The organism is Peribacillus sp. S4 (genome assembly GCF_046715815.1).
GTDB lineage: Bacteria > Bacillota > Bacilli > Bacillales > DSM-1321 > Peribacillus > Peribacillus frigoritolerans.
Map to the genome: position 1 here is coordinate 2,128,527 of NZ_CP175708.1, position 18,537 is coordinate 2,147,063.

Annotated in this window: 23 protein-coding genes and 1 pseudogene; 20 read left to right on the forward strand and 4 right to left on the reverse strand. The window is 38.3% G+C overall.

The window, feature by feature from the left end:
• Positions 1 to 17: 17 nt before the first annotated feature.
• Complete coding sequence (locus tag ACJ9PY_RS10190; RefSeq protein WP_328119429.1) at positions 18 to 1,652, reverse strand: acetolactate synthase large subunit; 1,635 nt, start codon at positions 1,650 to 1,652, stop codon at positions 18 to 20.
• A gap of 286 nt (positions 1,653 to 1,938) precedes the next feature.
• Here ACJ9PY_RS10190 and ACJ9PY_RS10195 point away from each other — a divergent pair, with 286 nt between their 5' ends.
• Positions 1,939 to 2,922, forward strand: coding sequence for a tRNA dihydrouridine synthase (locus ACJ9PY_RS10195; protein ID WP_063576605.1), 984 nt, complete (start codon positions 1,939 to 1,941; stop codon positions 2,920 to 2,922).
• 12 nt (positions 2,923 to 2,934) lie between these two features.
• Here the strand turns inward: ACJ9PY_RS10195 and ACJ9PY_RS10200 are convergent, their stop codons facing one another.
• Entirely contained in the window at positions 2,935 to 3,060 is a 126-nt protein-coding gene (locus tag ACJ9PY_RS10200; RefSeq protein ID WP_411740260.1) for a hypothetical protein, read from the reverse strand.
• Between the two features lie 557 nt (positions 3,061 to 3,617).
• Between ACJ9PY_RS10200 and ACJ9PY_RS10205 the strand changes: the two genes are divergently transcribed.
• From ACJ9PY_RS10205 to ACJ9PY_RS10265, 13 genes are all read left to right on the forward strand, one after another.
• A complete protein-coding gene (locus tag ACJ9PY_RS10205) occupies positions 3,618 to 4,322 on the forward strand; it encodes a FadR/GntR family transcriptional regulator (RefSeq protein ID WP_411739939.1) in 705 nt (234 codons plus the stop codon).
• 23 nt (positions 4,323 to 4,345) lie between these two features.
• The gene (locus ACJ9PY_RS10210) at positions 4,346 to 5,740 is read left to right on the forward strand and encodes an APC family permease (RefSeq protein ID WP_411739940.1); all 1,395 of its coding nucleotides are present in this window, start codon (positions 4,346 to 4,348) and stop codon (positions 5,738 to 5,740) included.
• Positions 5,741 to 5,747: 7 nt separating this feature from the next.
• Positions 5,748 to 6,989 carry an amidohydrolase gene (locus tag ACJ9PY_RS10215; RefSeq protein WP_411739941.1) on the forward strand — a complete coding sequence of 414 codons (1,242 nt, stop codon included), beginning with the start codon at positions 5,748 to 5,750 and terminating at the stop codon, positions 6,987 to 6,989.
• A 647-nt stretch (positions 6,990 to 7,636) separates the two neighbouring features.
• The gene (locus ACJ9PY_RS10220) at positions 7,637 to 7,897 is read left to right on the forward strand and encodes a metal-sensitive transcriptional regulator (RefSeq protein WP_034312817.1); all 261 of its coding nucleotides are present in this window, start codon (positions 7,637 to 7,639) and stop codon (positions 7,895 to 7,897) included.
• Positions 7,898 to 7,935: 38 nt separating this feature from the next.
• Positions 7,936 to 8,241: a monooxygenase gene (locus tag ACJ9PY_RS10225; protein ID WP_098865438.1), complete on the forward strand. Its 306-nt coding sequence runs from the start codon at positions 7,936 to 7,938 to the stop codon at positions 8,239 to 8,241.
• A gap of 111 nt (positions 8,242 to 8,352) precedes the next feature.
• Positions 8,353 to 8,832 carry a DsrE/DsrF/DrsH-like family protein gene (locus tag ACJ9PY_RS10230; protein WP_048687705.1) on the forward strand — a complete coding sequence of 160 codons (480 nt, stop codon included), beginning with the start codon at positions 8,353 to 8,355 and terminating at the stop codon, positions 8,830 to 8,832.
• Positions 8,833 to 8,858: 26 nt separating this feature from the next.
• Positions 8,859 to 9,227 (forward strand): rhodanese-like domain-containing protein, encoded by a 369-nt coding sequence (locus ACJ9PY_RS10235; RefSeq protein ID WP_255294663.1) that lies wholly within the window; start codon positions 8,859 to 8,861, stop codon positions 9,225 to 9,227.
• 18 nt (positions 9,228 to 9,245) lie between these two features.
• Positions 9,246 to 9,548, forward strand: coding sequence for a rhodanese-like domain-containing protein (locus ACJ9PY_RS10240; RefSeq protein ID WP_063576599.1), 303 nt, complete (start codon positions 9,246 to 9,248; stop codon positions 9,546 to 9,548).
• Between the two features lie 43 nt (positions 9,549 to 9,591).
• On the forward strand, positions 9,592 to 10,164 hold the full coding sequence (locus tag ACJ9PY_RS10245) for a sulfurtransferase TusA family protein (protein ID WP_098865436.1): 573 nt from the start codon (positions 9,592 to 9,594) through the stop codon (positions 10,162 to 10,164).
• 24 nt (positions 10,165 to 10,188) lie between these two features.
• Positions 10,189 to 10,584: a DsrE/DsrF/DrsH-like family protein gene (locus ACJ9PY_RS10250; protein ID WP_098186535.1), complete on the forward strand. Its 396-nt coding sequence runs from the start codon at positions 10,189 to 10,191 to the stop codon at positions 10,582 to 10,584.
• Positions 10,585 to 10,632: 48 nt separating this feature from the next.
• The gene (locus ACJ9PY_RS10255; protein ID WP_411739942.1) at positions 10,633 to 11,760 is read left to right on the forward strand and encodes an MBL fold metallo-hydrolase; all 1,128 of its coding nucleotides are present in this window, start codon (positions 10,633 to 10,635) and stop codon (positions 11,758 to 11,760) included.
• A 42-nt stretch (positions 11,761 to 11,802) separates the two neighbouring features.
• Positions 11,803 to 12,030 carry a sulfurtransferase TusA family protein gene (locus ACJ9PY_RS10260; protein WP_034312794.1) on the forward strand — a complete coding sequence of 76 codons (228 nt, stop codon included), beginning with the start codon at positions 11,803 to 11,805 and terminating at the stop codon, positions 12,028 to 12,030.
• A gap of 51 nt (positions 12,031 to 12,081) precedes the next feature.
• A complete protein-coding gene (locus tag ACJ9PY_RS10265; RefSeq protein ID WP_106028665.1) occupies positions 12,082 to 12,861 on the forward strand; it encodes a sulfite exporter TauE/SafE family protein in 780 nt (259 codons plus the stop codon).
• A gap of 170 nt (positions 12,862 to 13,031) precedes the next feature.
• Here ACJ9PY_RS10265 and ACJ9PY_RS10270 read toward each other — a convergent pair whose 3' ends face one another.
• Entirely contained in the window at positions 13,032 to 13,514 is a 483-nt protein-coding gene (locus ACJ9PY_RS10270) for a DUF456 domain-containing protein (protein WP_145506061.1), read from the reverse strand.
• A 604-nt stretch (positions 13,515 to 14,118) separates the two neighbouring features.
• On the opposite strand from ACJ9PY_RS10270, the pseudogene ACJ9PY_RS10275 reads away from it, so the two are divergent.
• Positions 14,119 to 15,322: pseudogene (locus ACJ9PY_RS10275) on the forward strand (IS110 family transposase).
• A gap of 254 nt (positions 15,323 to 15,576) precedes the next feature.
• Here the strand turns inward: ACJ9PY_RS10275 and ACJ9PY_RS10280 are convergent.
• Positions 15,577 to 15,927: a winged helix-turn-helix transcriptional regulator gene (locus ACJ9PY_RS10280; RefSeq protein WP_411739943.1), complete on the reverse strand. Its 351-nt coding sequence runs from the start codon at positions 15,925 to 15,927 to the stop codon at positions 15,577 to 15,579.
• A gap of 147 nt (positions 15,928 to 16,074) precedes the next feature.
• On the opposite strand from ACJ9PY_RS10280, the gene ACJ9PY_RS10285 reads away from it, so the two are divergent.
• The 5 genes from ACJ9PY_RS10285 (at position 16,075) to ACJ9PY_RS10305 (ending at position 18,429) form a co-directional block, all read left to right on the forward strand.
• Positions 16,075 to 16,659 (forward strand): NAD(P)H-dependent oxidoreductase, encoded by a 585-nt coding sequence (locus ACJ9PY_RS10285; RefSeq protein WP_411739944.1) that lies wholly within the window; start codon positions 16,075 to 16,077, stop codon positions 16,657 to 16,659.
• A 240-nt stretch (positions 16,660 to 16,899) separates the two neighbouring features.
• Positions 16,900 to 17,361, forward strand: a complete 462-nt coding sequence (locus tag ACJ9PY_RS10290; RefSeq protein WP_057276046.1) for a GNAT family N-acetyltransferase — start codon at positions 16,900 to 16,902, stop codon at positions 17,359 to 17,361.
• Positions 17,362 to 17,458: 97 nt separating this feature from the next.
• Entirely contained in the window at positions 17,459 to 17,662 is a 204-nt protein-coding gene (locus tag ACJ9PY_RS10295) for a hypothetical protein (protein WP_411739945.1), read from the forward strand.
• Positions 17,632 to 17,919, forward strand: coding sequence for a GNAT family N-acetyltransferase (locus ACJ9PY_RS10300; protein ID WP_411739946.1), 288 nt, complete (start codon positions 17,632 to 17,634; stop codon positions 17,917 to 17,919). Before ACJ9PY_RS10295 ends, ACJ9PY_RS10300 begins: the two co-directional genes overlap by 31 nt.
• Before the next feature lie 240 nt (positions 17,920 to 18,159).
• A complete protein-coding gene (locus tag ACJ9PY_RS10305) occupies positions 18,160 to 18,429 on the forward strand; it encodes a hypothetical protein (RefSeq protein WP_411739947.1) in 270 nt (89 codons plus the stop codon).
• Positions 18,430 to 18,537: the final 108 nt, after the last annotated feature.

Sequence of the window (18,537 nt, forward strand, 5' to 3'; positions counted from 1 at the left end):
TCCAATAATATCTGCTTTTATAATTTACAAATATAATCACCTAGTGTTTTCGAGAGCTTTACATTTTCCGAATAATCGACATCCACATCAATCAAGACAATTTCCTGACTCGAAAGCGCTTCTTCTAATGCAGGTAGCAATTCATCGGAGTGGGTTACTTTCACACCTTTAACCCCAAAACTTTTTGCGAATCCTAAAAAGTCTGGATCTGTAAATTCAATGGCATTCGTACGATCAAATTTATTCAATTGTTTCCACTCAATTAGGCCGTATTTAGAATCATGAAAAATGACTATCACGAAGGCAAGACCTAGACGTTTTGCCGTTGCCAATTCAACTCCATTCATCAGGAAGCCACCATCCCCTGTAACAGCAATGACAGGTTTATCAGGCTTTGCCAATTTGGCTGCAATCGCACCGGGAATGGCAATTCCCATCGATGCAAAGCCATTAGAAATGATCGTGTGGTTTGGGATTTCCGGCTGATACATCCGGGCAATCCATAATTTATGGGCACCCACATCCGAAATGACAATGGCATTACCCTTTTCCGCCCTTTTCAAATCGGCAATGATTCGTTGAGGGATGATAGGGCTTCCTGATACATCATCCGATGAATGAAATTTTTCAATGATTTGGGACCTCAACCTTTTCACCTCTGGCCAAAGTTCTTTTTTTGCTACACCAGTCGTCAAGGCTTCAAGTGCCTCCGTAACGTTCCCGACCAATTCTGCTTGAACGGGGTAATAAGCATCAATCTCGGCAGGTCGAGCATCAATATGAACAATCGGATTCATTGCCTCATCGTTCCAATACTTTGGCAAATACTCGACGAAATCATACCCGACGGTGATAATAAGATCGGCCAAATCAAATCCGCATAGAACATAATCCCTTGCTTGCATCCCTACTGTAAAAAGGGACAATGGATGGTCGGAAGGTAAAACTCCTTTAGCCATGAATGAATTCACAACGGGAATTTGCTTCTCTTCTGCAAATTTCCGCAAAACCTCAGAAGCTCTATCGCGGATCACGCCATTACCAGCTAGAATGATAGGCTTTTTAGCGCGATTTATTAATTCGAAGGCTTTTTTGATTTCTTCCTCGGCTGGGCGGGATCTAGGCATTGGTGTAACCGGAAGAGGTTCCCCTTCTGTATCCATCATCGCCACATCTTCCGGAAGTTCTATATGAACAGCTCCCGGCTTTTCAATGACAGCCGTTTTAAATGCTTTACGGATAATTTCCGGAATCGTATGCGGCACCTTAATTTGTTGATTCCATTTCGTTACTTCCTCGAAAACGCCAATAATGTCCACATACTGATGCGACTCTTTATGAATGCGATCAAGGCCCGCCTGACCTGTAATCGCGACAACAGGGGAATAATCCAGATAAGCACTTCCTATCCCTGTCAATAAATTGGTTGCACCCGGTCCCAATGTGCCCAAGCAGACGCCTGGCTTCCCAGTTAGCCGGCCATAGATGTCTGCCATAAAAGCTGCAGCTTGTTCATGATGAACCAAGATAAATTCAATATCAGAGCTTATTAGAGAATCAATAAGATCCGTATTTTCCTCACCAGGTATCCCAAAAATATATTGTACCCCTTCATTCTCTAAACATCTTACAAACAAATCAGATGCCTTCAAATTATTCCCTCCTCGACCATTTCAATTTCTTTCCTTATATGTTGGCTTTGCCCCCAAGAAATTATGTACTTGCGTGTATTAAAAACCATTTCGAGCATTTGCGTCTCTAAACTAGGAGGGAGAATATGGAAGTAGGAATGGTTTCGTGAAAAAAAAACATTTCTGCAGTTTGATAAAAAGTGCTTAAGCATGGTATAAGTGTAAAGGAAGCAGGGACATTCTGCTTTTTAATTTTGGGATAAGGGGTTAGCCTGGTAACCCATAATGAAAGGATTGGAATTTTAATATGATAGATAATTTTTGGCGTGATCTACCACGACCTTTTTTTATACTGGCACCAATGGAAGATGTGACGGATGTAGTTTTTCGCCATGTAGTGAGTGAAGCAGCCAGACCTGATGTGTTTTTTACAGAGTTTACAAACACGGAGAGTTATTGTCACCCAGAGGGCATCCGCAGTGTGCGTGGGCGTTTGACTTTTACTGAGGACGAACAACCGATTGTAGCCCATATATGGGGGGATAAGCCTGAATACTTTCGGCAAATGAGCATAGGTATGGCGGAACTGGGCTTTCGGGGTGTGGATATCAATATGGGCTGTCCTGTACCTAATGTGACACAGAATGGGAAGGGAAGTGGCCTTATCCGTCGTCCAGAAGTTGCAGCAGAATTAATACAAGCAGCGAAAGCTGGAGGATTGCCTGTAAGTGTAAAGACAAGGCTTGGTTACACGGATATAGACGAATGGCACGACTGGCTAACACACATACTGAAACAGGACATTGTTAATCTTTCCATTCATTTGCGTACAAGAAATGAAATGAGTAAAGTAGATGCTCATTGGGAACTAATCCCGGAGATTAAGAAACTTCGTGACCAAGTGGCACCAGATACGCTCTTGACGATCAATGGGGATATCCCTGACCGTCAAACTGGCTTAAAGCTCGCTCATCAATACGGTATTGATGGGGTTATGATTGGGCGTGGTATTTTCAATAATCCATTTGCCTTTGAAAAGGAGACGAAAGATCATAGCAGTAAGGAATTGCTTGATCTCTTAAGGTTGCATCTGGATCTCCATGATAAATATTCAAAATTGGAGCTACGTTCGTTCAAGGCTCTTCATCGCTTTTTTAAGATATATGTCCGTGGGTTTCGAGGGGCAAGTGAATTAAGAAATCAATTAATGAACACTAGGTCAACAGATGAAGCGCGTACTTTGCTCGAAAACTTTGGGTCAAATAATCTAGATGGAGTGGGGGAACTGTAGAAATGTCCCCATTCATGGTAAAAGTGAAGTAGGACGTTTAACTGTTTTGCCCCAAAAGCTTTTTATGTGAAGGCGGTATTGAACCGCACTCAATCCCGCCAATTCTTGCTTTCTATGTTTGTTATTATAGTAATCTATATTGGGTTATGACAAATAAAAGCAAGTTACCGGGGAAAATCATTATTTCTTCAATATTTTTAGACATACAAGCAAAAAACAAAGATGAACCTAAGGCTCAAATCCTTGTAATAACAGGGGTTTGGGCTTTTTTATTTTGTCCAACTAGATGCGTTTTGTTCAATATTAGTGATTTGCTCACATCTTTGCGGGGACTTCTTAGGGCCGTTGTAGAAAAAATCAGCCACTTCATCATCATATGGGCTAATGCTCTTAAGAGATGCTAGGTTTCGAATGTCCTATATATTTCGTTTTTTTGCATCTCGAAATATTAAAAATTAACAATGAATTATGCAATACTGAATTTTTTATTCTAATACGCATGATGTTATTGGTGATTTTAATAATAGTTAGCCGGTATAACAGTATTATTAAATTTGGAATAGGACTTGCATAGTGAATATAGAAAATTCAAAAAAGAAAGGGGGCGAGAGAAATATTTTTCAAATAACGAAGGTATTTTTGTTTAAACTGGTCTGACCGGTCGGATATCTAAAGCTATGGAGTTGAAATTAAAGATGGCAATTGTAAGTGAAACAGTTCAAAAATTTTTATGTGATTTTATTCTCAAGAATAATCTTACAAGTGGTGACCTGCTTCCGTCTGAAAGAGAACTGGCTAAACTATTAGAAGTAAGCAGATCTTCTGTAAGAGAGGCATTGCAATCACTTTCTGAAAAAGAAATTATTGAAAAAAAAATAGGAAAGGGGGTGTATGTTAAGAAAAGTTTACATCTCAATGACAAGGCATTTTCTAGCACGTTCGAAGTATCTGTCAATATCGATAATTCTCTAGACTTATTAGAACTTCGCAAAGTGATTGAAGCTGAAATCGCATATTTGGCTGCAAAAAGGATAAATCCGAATGAAATCAATATCCTTGAACAATCGCTTGTCGATTTAGAAGTTTGTATTAAAATGGGATCTTCCATTATCGTTCCCGATCTTGTATTTCATAGAACGCTTGCAAGATCTACAAACAACCAAGTGATTATTGATATGTACAATAATATTTCTGAATTCTTCAAAAAAGTAAGGATTGAAATGGCAACTTATGATGATCCAAAAACAGCACTTTACTACCATCAACAGATCTTGAAGGAGGTAAAAAAAGGAGATTCAGATAGAAGTTCTAAATTAATGAAAGAACATATTGAAGATGTGAAAAGCCATTATATCAAAATGGTAGAGGAGTATAAGAGCGTCCAAAACCCATACACCTGATACCAATAATAGGGGGAATTATATTGAGAGCTAAAGCCACCGTTACTTCTGGTTTAATTCAAGAAGAGCCGAATTTTAAGAGAGTTCTAACCCTTCCTTCCCTTGTATTTTACGGTCTTGCATATTTAATTCCTACAACAATTTTTGATATGTATGGAATTGTATCGAATATAACTCACGGAATGTTTTCTTTAACTCACGCGTTAACCGCAATTGCTATACTGTTTACAGCATTTAGTTATGGCAGCATGGTTGCCGCTTTCCCAGTCTCAGGTTCTGCATACACTTATGCCCAACAGGCGATAAATCCATATATTGGTTTTTTAACAGGTTGGACTGTTATGATGGATTATCTTCTTGTACCTATGCTGTCTTACGTTATTGCTGCTAACTATATGAATGCGATTTTCCCTGAAATACCTAATTGGATATGGATCCTCGGATTAACTCTCCTTGTGACAACGATTAGTTATGTTGGCATTAATGTTACTGCCAAAGTAAACAATATAATTGTTTTGGTTCAGCTCTCCATTATAGCTATTGTAACGATTTTCTTAATTAAATTTATTTCCCAAGGTGGAGGAATGGGATCCTTTTTCTCCTGGGATGTATTTGTAAACTCTAGTGAGTTTGCTAAACCCGAAGTAGGATGGGGAGTCATTTTTACTGGTGCATCCATACTTGTACTATCATATTTTGGATTTGATGCTGTAACGATGGTAGCGGAAGAAGCTATAAATCCGAGAGTTAATGTTCCAAGAGCGGTATTAATCATTTGTGCGGGTGCGGGGCTTTTATTTACAACTGTATCTTACTTAATGCTATTAGCCTGGCCTGCAGGCTGGAGTGAATTCACAGATGTAAATACGGGGGCACTTGAATTATTTAAAAAGATTGGATTAGGTATACTTGCAGTTATCTATCCTTTTTTCACCTTGATTGGAGCCATAGCGGGTCCTTTAGCTGCACAAACCTCTTGTTCCCGTATGCTGTGTAAAATGGGTGGCGACAGAATTATACCGAAGTTTTTTGGCTACATTCACCCTAAAAAAGCTACTCCAACAAATAGTATTTTATTTATTGGGTCTCTTAGCTTAACTGCTTTATTTCTTGACGTAAAAACAGTCATTTCTTTAGTAAACTTTGGCGCACTGTTTGGCTGTACCTTCGTAAATATATCTGTAATATTCTATTATTTTATTAAGCAGAAAAAACGTAAAGGGATAAACATTGTACGATATTTGTTATTCCCTTCTATCGGAGCATTAATCACGCTCTTCTTTTTATACAAATTGGATATGTATGCAAAGACTGCAGGTTTGATTTGGTTGACAGTTGGAGTTATTTACTTAGGACTCAATACAAATTTCTTCAAAAAACTTCCACCGGAATTAAATATGAATGAAATGAAAGGATGATGCTTTAATGACACAATCTTATTGGTTAGCAAATGTATTACTTGAAAGCGGTTTCATTCGTAAGGATGGCATGGTTACAAAAACAATTACGGAAAACTGTCATATCCTTGTTGAAGAAGGAAAATTCACGAGAATAATCCCAGCTCATGAGAATTTACCTGATGGGTTGCCAGTTCAGGATACGGGTGGACTGCTTATACTGCCTGGTTTTCAGGATATGCATATTCATCTGGATAAAACATACTATGGAGGTAAATGGAAAGCATGTACCCCATTTGTGGATGTATTTGGCCGAATGAAAGAAGAAGAAGACATGCTTCCGTCACTTCTTCCTGTCACGGAAGAAAGGGCGAAGAAGATTTTGGAGCTGCTTTTACAGAATGGAGTAACCCACATACGGGCTCAGTGTAATGTTGACCCTATAATTGGGTTGAAAAACATGGAAGCAGTTTTACGTGCCTTAAAATCATACGATGGACAGCTTTCTTACGAGTTAGTTGCTTTTCCTCAGCACGGACTCTTGCGAAGTAATTCCGTTCCACTTGTAAGGGAAGCATTGCAAATGGGGGCCACTGCTGCCGGTGGATTGGATCCGGCCATAGTAGATGAAAATATTGAGGCTTCATTACATGCACTCATAGAGCTTGCAGTTGAAGCGGATGCAGATATAGATTTGCATTTACATGAACCTGGTCACCTGGGAATTTATACGATGAAACGATTGGCTAAATTTACAGAAGAAGCAGGCTGGCAGGGAAGAGTTACAATTGGACATGCGTTTGGACTCGGGGATGTTCCAGTTGAAGTGGCAGCAGATGCAGCGGAAACTTTAGCTCAAGCGGGTATTTCAATCGCTTCTACTGTACCTATCGATATTCCCACAATTCCAATCCCGCTGCTTCATGAAAAGGGTATAAATGTCTCGCTTGTAAATGACAGTATAACGGATCATTGGGACCCATTCGGCACAGGGGACGTGCTTTACAAAGCTAGTCTGATGGCTGAACGTTTCGCTTGGATTGATGAGTGGTCATTAGGACGGGCACTTGGTTTTATTACTGGCGGGAAAACACCTCTTAATTCAGAGGGGGAGCGAGTTTGGCCGACTATTGGTGATAATGCGGATGCTGTTTTTGTGGAAGCTAGTTGTTCAGCAGAAGCAGTTGCAAGACGTGCAAGGCGCCTTGGGGTTATGCACAAAGGGAAAATTGTTTCAGGTTCATTCAATCAAATCTTAGAAAAAAATTAGTAGTAAAACGAAAGAACGCCATTCTTTGTAGAAATATACAGAAAGGATGGCGTTTTTTATGAGTTTTTTCTGTTTTAGGCGAACTAATGCTGATTACTTTCATCATTGTTTATCGTCAATCAAGAAAAGGTGGCAATAATCGATACGGGTTTCTATTGCGAATCAAAGGGAGTGCTATTCCGGATTCTCCATGAAAAAACCGAGACCTATGAATTTAAAAAGGATCTCATTAGTACCAGGCGCTGCATAATCGACAACTCTTTTGATGCTGAAGAATTAAAGAATTGAAGAATTAGTGAAAGCTGCCCGTATTACGGGGCTTTTATCTTTTCATAAACGTGTGAATAAAACGGCTTGACAGAATACCCCTATAGGTATATTATGAACTCACGAGTTATCAATGAATAAACTCAGGAGTAAAGCGCGCAAACTCACGAGTAAAGCGCGCAAACTCACGAGTAAAGCGCGCAAACTCACGAGTAAAATGCGAAAACTCACGAGTAAAACGTGCAAACTCACGAGTAAAGCGCGCAAACTCACGAGAAAATGAATAAATTCACAATTGCTTCGGAAGAAGTGATCTTGGGACTGAGCTCCTTAATCGGAATTGGAATTATTGTAATCAGTTATGATATGGGGGGCGGAGTATGGAGTATGATAAAAGTGTCATTAATCGGTTGAAGCGGATTGAAGGACAAATCAAGGGTGTTCTTGGAATGATGGAGCAGGGAAAAGATTGCAGGGAAATCGTCACTCAGTTGTCGGCTGCGCGAAGTGCCATCGATAGGACCATGGGTGTTATCGTAAGTGCCAATCTTGAGCAATGCGTTCGGGAAAACGTCGAGAATGGAGAGGGCACTGATCATCTAGTCAAGGAAGCGGTTAATTTACTGATAAAAAGCAGGTAAAAGAATTGACCTGAACTGTTGAAAAAGGAGTGTTATTCATGTCTTATATTTTACAAGTGGATTTTAAAATGGAGGGACCTTTCGGCAACGAAATGGTAAAAGAATTTACAGATTTAGCAAAAAGCATTAATAGTGAAGAAGGCTTGATCTGGAAGATTTGGACCGAAGACAGTGAGGCAAAGGAAGCAGGCGGCATTTATCTGTTTGAAACGAAGGAATCTGCATGTAAGTACTTGACGATGCATACAGCTCGGTTATATGGGTTTGGTATAGAGAAGGTTAATGGAAAAATTTTTGAAGTAAATGAAGGGCTAACTTCAATCAATCATGGACCAAGCAAATAAAGATAACCATTTATTTTAGTGAAGTGGGTTGACGCACTATATTTTTTAGCATAATATATACCCCGCAGGGTATAGAGGTGTAAAAATGAAATTTCATCAGGGGGAAGCATAATGACTGAAAAGAAAAAAACGACGATCATTTTATTTAGTGGTGATTATGATAAGGCAATGGCTGCTTATATCATTGCAAATGGGGCGGCGGCTTACGATCATGAAGTGACCATCTTCCATACGTTCTGGGGATTGAATGCTTTAAGGAAGGATGAGCCGATTTCATTAAAAAAAGGATTTCTTGAAAAAATGTTTGCGAAAATGATGCCGCGTGGTTCTGATAAAATGGGTCTATCAAACATGAACTTTGCTGGGATGGGTCCCAAAATGATCAAACACGTGATGAAAAAGCATAACGCCATGTCACTCCCAAATTTAATTGAGTTGGCCCAAGAACAGGAAATTAAACTGATAGCCTGTACGATGACAATGGATTTATTGGGTTTACAGCAAGAGGAGTTATTGGATGGAATTGAGTATGCAGGTGTTGCGGCATATTTAGCTGAAGCAGAGGATGGAAATGTAAACTTATTTATATAAATTTGGGTACCGGAGGGATGGGTCCATTGGGAACTATATTTAACCTCATCATATTAGGTTTCATCGTTTGGTTTTTATATCAGCGCTTTGTCCCTGTAAAGGGGATAAAAAATATAAATGCGGCTGAGCTAAAAGCTGTGTTGAAAAATAGAGGAAATAAGCAATTGATTGATGTCCGTACTCCTAATGAATATAGGGGCAATCACATAAAGGACTTTAAAAACATTCCTTTAAACGAACTTGGCAAAAGGGCACAGGAACTGTCAAAAGATAAAGAAGTGGTTGTAATCTGCCAAAGCGGGATGAGGAGCAGTAATGCGAGTAAAGCATTGAAAAAACTTGGATTTAAAGAAGTCACCAACGTAAAAGGCGGCATGAGTTCTTGGCGCGAATAAAAGGAGGTTCTTATAAAGGTGAAAAAAATTTTACCGAATGAAGTGAACGCATTATTGAAGGGGAACTCCCCAGTCCACATCATTGATGTACGGGAGGCGGATGAAGTAAAAGCAGGGAAAATACCAAATGCTGTGAACATCCCGTTGGGTCTGGTGGAATTTAGAATGCAGGATTTGGATAAATCAAAAGAGTATATCATGGTTTGCCGGTCAGGGGGCAGAAGTTCAAGGGCAGCACAATTACTTGAGGATCATGGATATAAAGTGTTGAACATGATGGGTGGTATGAATGAATGGGAAGGTCCCACAGAAAAATTTTAAATTCGAATATACCCCCATACCTATAATAGAAGGAGGAAATAAAATGATAAAAACAAATTCCGTTTTGGATGCAAAAGGTTTAGCCTGTCCAATGCCAATCGTAAAAACGAAAAAAGCCATGAATAACCTGGAAGCGGGGGAAGTACTGGAAGTTCAAGCAACTGATAAAGGGTCAACCGCCGATATGAAAGCCTGGGCGGAAAGTTCAGGTCACCAATATTTGGGTACGGTTGAAGAAGGAACGACACTAAAACATTATCTTCGGAAAGCAAGCGGAGAAGAAACAGAAGTGAAGAAGCATGGAAAAATCATTTCCAATGAAGAACTTCAACAAGTGATGGAAGAAAATAGAAATACGGTCATCCTGGATGTACGAGAATCCGCAGAATATGCTTTTAATCACATTCCAGGAGCAAAATCCCTTCCAATGGGTGAATTGGAACAACGTATGGGTGAACTGGATATAGAGTCAGAGATTTTCGTGATTTGCCGCACAGGCAGCCGGAGTGATCTTGCTGCACAAAAACTGACCGGTGCTGGATTTGAACAGGTATTCAATGTTGTACCCGGCATGAGCCAATGGAACGGTCCTTCCCAAAAATCCATGAATGAATAAAACTATAAAATGGAGGAATAGATCATGACTAACAAAGTAGCCATAATCGCAAGTAATGGTGGTTTATTTGATGCATATAAAGTGTTTAACATCGCAACTGCAGCGGCAGCAACAGATCAAGAAGTGGCCATTTTCTTTACTTTCGAAGGTTTGAACTTAATTCATAAAGACGCGAATGGAAAACTTCCTCTGCCTGAAGGTAAGGAGCATTTTGCCGAAGGGTTTAAAAAGGCCAATGTTCCTTCCATTCCTGAGTTAGTTACTATGGCACAGGAAATGGACGTCAAGTTTATTGGGTGTCAAATGACCATGGACGTATTGGGCATGGAAAAAGAAGCTTTCGTTGATGGTATCGAAGTAGGTGGAGCGGTCACATTTTTGGAGTTCGCGAAAGATGCTGATGTTACATTAACCTTTTAATGAAGGAAAAATTTTTTGAAAACATAAATACTGCAGGGGGTATATGGTATGGCTTTTAAGCAAATGACAGCTGCTGAAGTTTCAAAGAAAGTGATCAATAAAACCGACTTATTTATTTTGGATGTTCGAAATGAAAGTGACTTTAATGATTGGAAAATTGAAGGGCAGAATTTCGAATTCCTTAATATCCCTTACTTTGATCTACTGGATGGCGTGGAAGAAATTCTCGATCAAATCCCGGCCAATAAAGAAATCCTGGTAGTATGTGCAAAGGAAGGCTCATCCGTCATGGTAGCTGAAATGTTATCTGAAGCTGGATTGGATGTTTTTTATTTAAAGGGCGGCATGAAAGCATGGAGTGAACACTTGGAACCAGTGAGGATAGGCGAATTGACAAATGGCGCCGAAATTTATCAATTTGTTCGACTTGGTAAAGGCTGTTTATCTTACATGGTCGTTTCCAATGGGGAAGCAGCCGTTATTGATTCCACAAGAATGATAGATGCCTATCTTGATTTCGCAGATGATATCGGGGTTAAGATTACACATGTTCTGGATACTCACTTACATGCCGATCACATTTCAGGTGGAAGACGAATCGCGGAAGCAACAAATGCAGCTTACTGGCTGCCGCCAAAAGATGCGGCTGAAGTAACTTTTGAATATCAGCCATTAGAAAGCGGGAACGTGATAACGATCGGTCATACAGCGATTGATATCCAAGCATTATACTCCCCGGGACATACCATTGGATCAACTTCATTTGTGGTGGATCAAAAATACTTGCTAAGCGGGGATATACTATTCATCGATTCCATTGGCAGACCGGACTTAGCTGGTTTGGCTGAGGATTGGGTAGGGGACTTGAGAGAAACACTGTATACACGTTATAAAGAATTATCAGAAGAGTTAATTGTATTGCCATCACATTTCATGATCATTGATGAATTGAATGAAGATGGAAGCGTCGCTAAAAAGTTGGGTTCGCTATTTGCTGAAAATCACGGATTGAACATAGCGGATGAAACGGAATTCAGAGAGCTGGTAACAGGTAATTTACCGCCTCAGCCAAACGCCTATCAAGAAATTCGTGAAACCAATATGGGGAAAATCGAACCCGATAATGAAAAACAGCGCGAAATGGAAATTGGACCAAATCGCTGTGCGGTTCGCTAATACCGATAAAAATAGAAACCAAGAAAATAGGAGAGATGAAATATGAATGCAGATAAAGTGCTAGATGCTAAGGGACTGGCATGTCCAATGCCAATCGTCAAAACGAGAAAAGCGATGAATGATTTGCAAACCGGGCAAGTGCTGGAAATACATGTAACCGATAAAGGAGCTAAAGCAGACTTAGCCGCTTGGTCAAAATCCGGTGGCCATGAGCTGATGGAAACAGCAGAAGAAAATGATATACTGAAATTTTGGATCAGAAAAGGCTGATAAAGAGAGGGGAACCATTTGGTTTCCCTTCTTTTAAGGGAGGCACTTAAAATGGATATAACCTTTATCATTACCATCTTTTTGATTGGTTTTATAGGTTCATACGTTTCAGGGATGCTCGGCATCGGCGGTTCGATAATAAATTATCCAATGCTGCTGTTTATTCCCCCAATCTTTGGTTTAGCGGCATTTAGTGCCCATGATGTGACAGGCATAAGCGCTGTACAAGTCTTATTCGCCTCCATCGGAGGTATATGGAGCTATCGTAATAGCGGACATTTAAATAAAACGCTTATTCTCTATATGGGGATCAGTGTGTTGATCGGAAGCGTGGTTGGAAGTTTTGGATCACAAACGATGTCGGAAAACGGAGTGAATATCGTCTATGGCATTTTGGCGTTGATAGCGGCTGTCATGATGTTCATTCCGAAGAAAGGGATAGATGACATTCCTGTGGATCAAGTTACCTTTAATAAATGGCTTGCGGCCATCCTGGCATTAATCGTTGGTTTAGGCGCCGGGATAGTCGGTGCCGGAGGGGGCTTTCTATTAGTTCCCATCATGCTTATCGTTTTAAGAATTCCAACAAGGGTCACGATTGCGTCTTCATTAGCAATCACATTCATTTCATCCATTGGTGCAACAGCAGGGAAAATATCAACGGGTCAAGTTGACTTCTATCCGGCGTTGATAATGGTTGTAGCTAGCTTAATAGCCTCTCCGATTGGGGCAATGGCCGGTAAAAAAATGAATGTAAAAGTGCTGCAAGTCATACTGGCTCTATTGATTTTAGCGACGGCTGTAAAAACTTGGGCGGGGATCATGTCTTGAGTTTTGACACGGAAGGGAGCAGTTGTGAAAAGTTCTATCGTTAAAGAATTGTTCACAATAGGCCACACTAATGGTTCCTTTTCCTCCATCACTTTTTTTCTTGTACGGACTTAATAGAAAAAGCTGACTGTTGAAAGTCAGCTTTTCCTTATGCGGCCGTTTATAAATAATTAAAAGATTACCGCTAAAATAAACCAAACAATCATCAATAATTGTAGTAATACTTTGGCTAAGCTGCCGCCTAAAAAACCGATGATAGTTGCAAACCCAACTTTAGTTGCCTTCATTATATCTTTTTGAATGATTAATTCCGAAATGAGGACTGCTAAAAATGGTACAAGAATTATTCCAAAAGGAGGGAATACAAATGAACCAACAATCGTGGCAATAGCTGCTATTGTCTCGGATGTTTTTGACCCCCCATACTTTTTAACAAAATAACTGTTTGCGATAATGTCGGCCGCGATTAATACACCGCTCAACACAACCATACTGATCCAGAACCATAACGATAACTCATCGGGATTAATGAGGAATTGATAAACTGCAAATCCTCCCCAAATGGCAACTACCGAAGGAATAATAGGATAGATAATTCCTACAAAACTTAAAGCAAATAAGACGATCGTTAACCCCCACCATAAAATATCCAATGAAACTCCACCTTTTCATACTTACTTTTTCAAATATCTATTAAATTATATTTCTATTTAGGGACAAACACCATTTATTCTTTTTTTGTATATTCGAATCCCGCACAGGTCATCAACTACCAAAGGAACAAATCTTGATATCACAGGGGTTTGAGCCTTTTTTTGTTTATAAAATTTATAACCAGTTTTATTTTATTTACTCAATTGGTGGAGGATAGAGAAGGGTTAAAACGTATTACAGGACAACTATTTGTAATAATTAATATTTCAAGAAACTGTGGATAAAGCCTTTTGATTATTCAGCTAACGAAGAGGTTAAAAATAAGACCATCTTTTTGGCTTTTATCCGAACGGTATGTTCAATAAAATCAGGAAGCGTGGTTTTTCTATAGAAATAATGGTGTGCAGTTAAACAGCACTCACTAAGTAATTTTGTTCAACTAACGGGTGCGTGGGACTTGATCCCGTGAACTAAACTGTCCGGCCCCCTACTTGTAGAAACATGTTTGAGGCTGGTTGGGACGCAGATCTGAATAACAAGCGAAGCTATGTCACTACATGGAGGACTAGGGGTACTGGTTAGTAAGTAGAGGAGGAAAAAACAATGAATCCAGTTGTTGGTCTGGATGTGGCAAAAGGAGAGAGCCAAGTTCAGGCATTTTTAGATCAATCTAAACCGTATGGGAAGAGCTTTTCAATGAAGCATATCAAAGAGGAGTTAGATCATTTTTTAGAATTTCTAAAAGAAATTGAAGAGGTGACAGGGCAAATGCCTATGGTCATTTTAGAATCTACAGGGCATGACCATTCTCCTGTTATTCAATACCTGGAGGAACAAGGGATTCCATATATCTTACTAAATCCGATTATTTCTTATCAGGCAATGAAGTCCAGCTTACGGAAGGTGAAAACGGACGCTATCGATGCGTACCAGTTGTGTGTGCTGTATTACAAAGAGGATTTAGAACCTCATAAAATTAGAGGAATTCAGCTATTAGACCTTCGGAATTTGTCCAGATTAACAGGAAATCGTAACGAATATGTATGTGGAAGCTAAACTTCAGTTTCACACCATTTTAGATCAAGTGTTTCCTGAATACCGGAAGGTTTTTGGTGATCTATATTCAAGGGTTTCTTTATTGATATTAAAGGAATATCCCACTTCAGAGGCGGTATTAACAGCCGGGGAAAGTAAACTAGCAGAGAGTGTTATAGAGTTCTGTCCTAGCCGATCGGGTCAATGGGCATGGGAAAAAGCAAAAAAAATAATGGACTCCGCGTCTCGAAATCCATTTCAAATAAACGTGTATCAAAGTCACGTAATCAATCTTCGTATGTATATTGAGTTGCTTTTTCATTACCAGGGACACCTCTCTGAGTTGGAAGATCGTATAGTGGCCCTGGCAAATGAACTGGAAGAATATAAGATCATCCAATCGATTCCCGGTATCAGAGAAAAAATCGCAGCCACGATTATCTCTGAAATTGGTGAAATCGATCGGTTTAATCACCCGAAAAAACTAGTTGCCTTCGCTGGAGTAGATCCAAGTGTTCACTCATCAGGTAAGTTTACGGCAACCATTAATCGTATTACTAAAAGAGGTTCGAGCAGACTACGTCATTCTCTGTATCTTGCCGTACTATGTGGCATAAGAAGTTCAAGGAACAAAAAGCTCAAAGCCTACTATGATAAGAAAAAATCAGAAGGAAAACCGGCCAAAGTGTCAATCGTTGCCTGTATGAATAAGTTGCTTCATTGGATTTACGCTTTATTAAAGAGAAAAGAAGCATTCCTAGATTTAGCCTGATTAACGATTTTGTGAAACAGAGAAAAATCCTTCCAAAAGGGTTTTGGAGGGCTATTTGTCATGAACAAAAATAGTATATCATAAGGGAAATGAAAATTTTAGAGAAAGATATTGACATCCTATTAGCTGGTTTAGCTGAAGGTCGAAGCTGTCTTTAAGGAAGCTTTTTCCTTATGGAACTATCGGGGCAGGTTAGTTTAGGATAAACCAAGCAAACATAATTAAAAAGAAAAAGCTAAAGACCAGTATAGGCTTTAGCTTTTTCTTAATTCTTTATATTTTTTCCCCCACTCGCCCATACTATCTAGTATAGGAATAAAACTTTTCCCTAAAGATGTTAGCGAATATTCTACCTTTGGAGGAACTTCTTTATATACTTCTCGGTGAACCATTTGGTCTTCTTCTAATTCTCTCAACTGACGTGTTAGTATTCCTTTTGAAATGTCAGGTAATAACCTTTGAAGTTCATTAAATCTTCTTGTCTGTCTGCTTAAATGCCATAAGATGATGATTTTCCATTTTCCTGCAATTATGTCTTGAGTTTCTGTAACTGGACAGACCTCTATATGGTCCTCAGGAGGTTCACCGAACCTACTTCGTGCCATAATGAATACCTCTCTTTCTTATAGGTACTATTTTTGTGACTATGTTATAAAAAAGTGACTACTTTTAAAAAGACATCTAATACTATAATATTAGATTAAGCTTAGTAATCCAATAAAAAGATATTAAATAACTGGAGGTTATTTTAAATGAAACATCTTGTTGTTTATGCACATCCATACGCTGACAGCTTAAATCACTCTATTATGGAAACAACAGTCAATGCATTAAAGAAAAATGGTCACGAAGTTGTTGTCCGTGATTTATATGCACTTGATTTTCAACCTGTACTAAAACCAGAAGATACAGCAGCTATGAAAGTAGGAAAAACTCCTGATGATATTAAAACTGAACAAGAATTTATTGCTGAAGCAGACGTAATAACCTTTATTTACCCAATTTGGTGGACAGGTCTTCCAGCTATTCTTAAAGGATATGTAGACCGAGTATTTGCATTTGGGTTTGCTTATTCTGCTGGACCAGAAGGTGTAATCAAGTTATTAGAAGGTAAAAAAGGTTTTATCATCAATACACATGGTACTCCTAATGAGGTTTACGATGAAATCGGTATGACAGCAGGTTTGAAAGTCACTTCCGACATTGGGATATGGGATTTTACTGGAATTGAACCTATGAGCCATTTGCTATTCGGAAGTATTGGATACCTTGATGAAGAAGCATATAAAGGTATGTTAAAGAAAGTTGAAGATACAATTAATTCCGATTTCTCATAAACACATACAAAAATAATAAAAGACTACTCATAACTGGGTAGTCTTTTATTATTTTTGAAAGGTTATTATTCCACTAACGGGTGCGTTAGCTGAAGATCGGAGCTGTCTTTAAGGCAGCTCTTTTCTTATGGCACTAACGGGGCAGGATAGTTCATTAAGGGAAATGTTAAAAATTCCCCTAAAATAACATAAAAAAGGTACAATTACTTTAAATAGTGAAAGGTAGATGAGGGATTTGTTTTGAAAATTAGTCAAACTCGGAATTTCAACTTGGTTGCTAAATTAAATAAATATGTGCACGATTTACATTTAAATTTATATCCTAAATATTTCAAGGAATATAACTATGAAAATGTGAAGGAAGTTTTCAAAAGTCTTGTTAATAACGAAAGTTTCGTTTTCCTTTTGTTAGAAGATAACGAAGAAGCTCTCGGCTATGCTTGGATAGAGATAAGAGAATATCAAGAAAATGCGTTTAAAAAAGGATATAAGTCTGTTTATGTACACCAGATTAGCATAGTGGATACAAAGAGGAATAAGGGTTATGGTTCAAGCCTTATGGAATGTATATATGACATTGCGAACGATCGAGGAATAGACTTAATAGAATTAGATTATTGGTTTGAGAACAGTGTTGCAAAGGACTTTTATAAAAAGCAAAATTTTATAAAGTATAGGGAGTTTGTATATAAACAGTTGTAGTTTCTTGTTTTAATTAAGGGGCAGTTCAATTGAACAAAAAATATTAATATTAAATAGTAATTATCATAAAAATTTAAATAAAGGTTGTGCATCAAAGATGGACATTACCATAAAAAGAACAAGTTTAACTGAAGTAGATATGTTGTTAGCTATACAAAAAGAAGTTTTTGCAGAAGATTATGCCTTATATGAAGACCACGATTCAACCCCTGTAAATGAAACAGAAGCAAAATTGATCGAAAACATGAGCGTTTTTTTCATTACACAATATTGTCTGACAATGCTATTATTGGAGCAATAGATATTCGCCCTTTGGATGAAAACCGATTAAGATTAAGTAAATTTTTCTTAAGAAATGAATTTCAAAATAAAGGACTAGGAAGTAAGATAATCAAGTTAATGGAGTCCGAATTTCCGTTGATAAAAGATTGGAGCTTATATACTCCTTATTTAAACAAAAGAAATCACCATTTTTATGAAAAGCTAGGTTATATAAAAATATGTGGAGTACAAGTTACTGAAAAACTCCAGTTATTTAAATATGAAAAAAAGTTATAAGATTATTTATTTTTTTCTTCTCTATAAGAGATATCTTTAAGTTAGTTATAGTGACGACTTATTCCGATTTCTCAAAAAAAGATTATGAAGATTTGTACTTAAACTAACGGTGCGTTAGTTCATTAACAGGGGTTGCTTCGGCAGCCCTTTTCTTATGGAGCTAAAGAACCAGATACCCAAATAAAAAATGAAAATTTGTTATATTTTGGTAAAATAGATTAGAGGGAAGGGTGGGGAATCATGAGAAAATATTTAGGGATTATTTCGTTTACTTTAATTATCTTGGTTATTTGTTTCTTTGCTGCGAATATAACACGAGTAATTGATCATGGAGTAACAACTTTTCGTATATTAATGATATTTGGAATCATTATATCTTTCTCTTTTTCTTTTCTTAGTGAGAAAGGACTTTGGAGAAAATTTGCTTTAGCTCTTAGTATTTTCGTTGGTTTCGTTTACTTTATAGCCGTCGAATTAATGAGAATAGTATTCCAGGGTAATGGATTTTAAATTGTTTATTCAACAAACAAGTGCGTTAGCTGAAGATCGGAGCTGTCTTTAAGGCAGCTTTTTCTTATGCTACTAACGGGGCGGGTTAGTTGAAAAAAGAACTATTTT